Source organism: Streptomyces sp. SID4985 (genome assembly GCF_009863025.1).
Lineage (GTDB): Bacteria > Actinomycetota > Actinomycetes > Streptomycetales > Streptomycetaceae > Streptomyces.
In genome coordinates this window covers 1-3,331 of record NZ_WWIR01000117.1, presented here as the reverse complement: position 1 = coordinate 3,331, position 3,331 = coordinate 1, and the positions used below count along the sequence as shown (strand labels likewise).

The 3,331-nt window shown below is 71.4% G+C and carries 2 protein-coding genes and 1 pseudogene; all 3 read left to right on the top strand.

The features are described 5' to 3' along the window. A pseudogene (locus GTW40_RS04800) lies at positions 1-911 on the top strand (hypothetical protein); the annotation flags it as partial. Between the two features lie 183 nt (positions 912-1,094). Continuing rightward, positions 1,095-2,030, top strand: a complete 936-nt coding sequence (locus GTW40_RS04795) for a cellulose-binding protein (RefSeq protein ID WP_161178888.1) — start codon at positions 1,095-1,097, stop codon at positions 2,028-2,030. Between the two features lie 269 nt (positions 2,031-2,299). After that, on the top strand, positions 2,300-3,331 hold a 1,032-nt coding region (locus GTW40_RS04790; protein WP_161178887.1), incomplete at its 3' end, for an ABC transporter ATP-binding protein.

The following is a 3,331-nucleotide window of genomic DNA, read 5'->3' as shown; positions in this document are numbered from 1 at the left end:
AGCGGATGCGCGCGGAGGCCGAACGGGTGCGCACCGAGGCGGAGTCGGAGGCCGAGCGGCTCGTCGGTTCGGCGCGCGAGGAGTCCGAGCGGACGCTGGACGAGGCGCGCCAGGAGGCCAACAAGCGGCGTTCGGAGGCGGCCGAGCAGGTCGACACGCTCATCACGGAGACGGCGGCCGAGGCGGACAAGCTGCTCGCCGAGGCGCGGCAGCAGGCGCAGCAGACCACCGCGGACGCGGAGGCACAGGCCGACTCGATGGTGGGCGCGGCCCGCACCGAGGCCGAGCGGCTCGTCGGCGACGCGACGGTCGAGGGCAACTCGCGGGTGGAGAAGTCCCGTGCGGACGCCGACGAGTTGCTGGTCGGGGCGCGCCGGGACGCGACCGCGATCCGGGAGCGCGCCGAGGAGCTGCGCGACCGGGTCACCTCCGAGATCGAGGAGCTGCACGAGCGGGCCCGCCGTGAGGCGGCCGAGACGATGAAGTCGACCGGCGACCGCTGTGACAACCTCATCAAGCAGGCCGAGGAGCAGCTGGCCAAGGCGCAGACGAAGGCCAAGGAGCTGGTGTCGGAGGCCAGTTCGGAGGCGAGCAAGGTGCGCATCGCCGCCGTCAAGAAGGCGGAGGCGCTGCTCAAGGAGGCCGAGCAGAAGAAGGCCAAGCTGGTCAAGGAGGCCGAGGACCTCAAGGCCGAGGCGATCCGCGAGGCACGGCAGACCGTCGAAGAGGGCAAGCGCGAGCTGGAGTTGCTGGTGCGCCGCCGCGAGGACATCAACACGGAGATCTCGCGGGTCCAGGACGTGCTGGAGGCGCTCGAGTCCTTCGAGGGTCCGGGCGGCAAGGACGGCGGGGTCAAGGCGGGCGCCACGGTGGGCGCACCCCGATCGGGTGGCAAACCCCAGGAGAACTAGCGGCCGGTGCGATGCGCCGCGTGGGGCAGGGGGTTCGGCCGGGTCTTTGGCAAGTTGTCAGGGGCCCGGCCACCCGAAAGAGGTGTCATTCTATTGATCAAACACGTATCCGCTCGATGACACACCGCTCAGGCGCCTAGGATTCCACCTATCACCTCACCGGTCTCATTCGACAGGAACCCCATGAGCGACACTTCCCCCTACGGCTTCGAGCTTGTGCGGCGTGGATACGACCGCGCTCAGGTGGACGAACGCATCTCCAAGCTCGTCTCCGACCGTGACAGCGCGCTCTCCCGGATCACCGCTCTGGAGAAGCGCATCGAGGAGCTCCACCTCGAGACGCAGAACGCCCAGGCCCAGGTCACCGACGCCGAGCCGTCGTACGCGGGTCTCGGCGCGCGGGTCGAGAAGATCCTTCGGCTCGCCGAGGAAGAGGCGAAGGACCTGCGCGAGGAGGCCAGGCGCGCGGCCGAGCAGCACCGCGAGCTGGCCGAGTCGGCGGCCCAGCAGGTCCGTAACGACGCCGAGTCGTTCGCCTCCGAGCGCAAGGCGAAGGCGGAGGACGACGGCGTCCGGATCGTCGAGAAGGCGAAGGGCGACGCGGCCCAGCTGCGTTCCGACGCGCAGAAGGACGCGCAGTCCAAGCGCGAGGAGGCGGACGCCCTCTTCGAGGAGACCCGCGCCAAGGCCGCGCAGGCCGCCGCCGACTTCGAGACGAACCTCGCCAAGCGCCGTGAGCAGTCCGAGCGCGACCTGGCCTCCCGTCAGCAGAAGGCGGAGAAGCGGCTGGCCGAGATCGAGCACCGCGCCGAGCAGCTCCGCCTGGAGGCGGAGAAGCTGCGCACCGACGCCGACCGCCGTGCCCGTCAGACGGTGGAGACGGCGCAGCGCCAGGCCGAGGACATCGTGGCCGACGCCAACGCCAAGGCCGACCGTATCCGTTCGGAGTCCGAGCGCGAGCTGGCCGCCCTGACCAACCGCCGCGACAGCATCAACGCCCAGCTGACCAACGTCCGCGAGATGCTGGCCACGCTGACCGGTGCCGCGGTGGCCGCCGCCGGTTCGCCGGTCGAGGACGAGTCGGTCTCGCGCGGCGTCCCGGCGCAGCAGACGCGCTAGTACCCGCGCGGCAGCTTTCGCGCGGCAGCTTTCTCGTACGGTCGCCAGGACCGGGCGGAGCCCCCTTCCGTTGCAGTCGGCAGGGGGCTCCGCCCGGTCCTGGCATGATCGCCACGGTCTCCGGCCGGGCCACCCGGGGGTCTTCGGACACGCCGGGTGAAGCTCTGGCTTTACTTTCTCTTGAGCGGAACCGTCAGCGCCCGGATATCCTCCTAACCCTTACGGGGGCGTGCGCCCCGCTGTCCTGAACCTTCCGATGGGTGCGGAGCATGATCGAGGCGGCAGGCCTGACCAAGCGCTACGGTGACAAGACCGCGGTGCACAACCTCTCCTTCCAGGTACGTCCGGGCGCGGTGACCGGCTTCCTCGGGCCCAACGGCTCGGGCAAGTCCACGACCATGCGGATGATCCTCGGGCTGGACAACCCGACCTCGGGGACGGTGACGATCGGCGGCCATCCCTACGGCAAGCTGCCCAACGCCCCCCGCCAGGTCGGCGCGCTTCTCGACGCCAAGGCGGTGCACGGCGGCCGCTCGGCCCGCCAGCATCTGCTGAGCCTGGCCCAGCTGTCCGGCATCCCGGCCCGCCGGGTGGACGAGGTCCTCGGGGTCGTCGGCCTCCAGGACGTGGCGCGCAGGCGCTCCAAGGGCTTCTCGCTCGGCATGGGCCAGCGGCTCGGCATCGCGGCCGCGCTGCTCGGCGACCCGCAGGTGCTGCTCTTCGACGAGCCGGTCAACGGCCTCGACCCCGAGGGCATCCTCTGGGTGCGCAATCTGATGAAGGCGCTCGCTGCCGAGGGCCGTACGGTCTTCGTCTCCTCGCACCTGATGAGCGAGATGGCGCTGACCGCCGACCACCTCATCGTGATCGGGCGCGGCCAGCTGATGGCCGACATGAGCGTGACGGAGTTCATCTCCGCCAACTCCGCCGACTTCGCCCGGGTGCGTACCCCCGAGACCGAGCCGCAGCAGCGCGAGAAGCTGACGGCCGCGCTCACCGAGGCGGGCGGCCACGTGCTCCCCGAGCCGGACGGCGCGCTGCGGGTGACCGGCCTTCCGCTGCCCCGCATCAGCGACCTGGCGCACGGCGCGGACGTACGGCTGTGGGAGCTGTCCCCGCACCAGGCCTCGCTGGAGGAGGCGTACATGCGGATGACGCAGGGCGTGGTCGACTACCGCTCGACCACCGATCAGCGCTCGGGCCTCCAGCAGCCGCTGCCGCCGGGCGTCCAGCCGCCGATGCCGGTGCCGGGCCAGGGCCAGCCGGGCTGGTACGCCCCGCCGCCGCCCCAGCCGGGCGCC